Source organism: Catenulispora yoronensis (assembly GCF_039531695.1).
In the GTDB taxonomy this organism is placed as follows: domain Bacteria; phylum Actinomycetota; class Actinomycetes; order Streptomycetales; family Catenulisporaceae; genus Catenulispora; species Catenulispora yoronensis.
On the sequence record NZ_BAAAQN010000185.1, the window covers coordinates 1 to 634 of the forward strand.

Here is a 634-nt window from a genome sequence, read left to right on the forward strand (position 1 = left end):
CAGGAAAAACAGACGCTATAGACGCGCCGGTCGCCAAGAAACAGCTGCAGCATCAGCTCCCCTTCCTCCTGAAACGGCGAGGCCAGCAGCTTAACGTCAAGCTTATCGCCATTTTTCAAGGGAATAGAAAACATCTCGCGGCCAAAATCCGCGACATTGTAGACCTGCGGCAGCACATCAGGGTGAAACGTTTTCTCGATGAAATTCAGTGAACCATGGGCAATATCCAGTTTGCGTCGTTTTGACAGCCGTTTATTGAGATACGCTTTAAACGGTTTATCCTCAAAAGGCACCAGTCCTTTGGTCACCGCGGTCAACCGCGCGCACTGATATTTCGCACAAAGTCCTTGATATTCTCTGTATTTACCTCCTGCGAGCGAGAGCTCTCTGCATTTTCGTAAAACTTTTTTATAGCTTATTTTGACCTGACCGATCACTTTATTATGTTTACGCCATTCTTTGATGGCGCCTGCAACAGTATGTTCCATTGATTAAGATCCATAGATTCATCCATAATCGCGGCCATATTAACATAAAAGCGTTTCGTCAACGCTTAATTACTCCTTCGTTGTCCTTTCATTTAATATTTAGGCAGGAAATTATCCTGGCGACGTTATTTGTCGTTAAACTTATT

At 44.3% G+C, this 634-nt stretch carries 1 protein-coding gene; it reads right to left on the reverse strand.

Going from position 1 to position 634, the window contains the following annotated elements:
• Positions 1-488 (reverse strand): DUF535 family protein (locus tag ABD481_RS46695; RefSeq protein WP_344672347.1); only part of this gene is annotated, 488 nt, incomplete at its 3' end.
• Positions 489-634 lie beyond the last annotated feature (146 nt).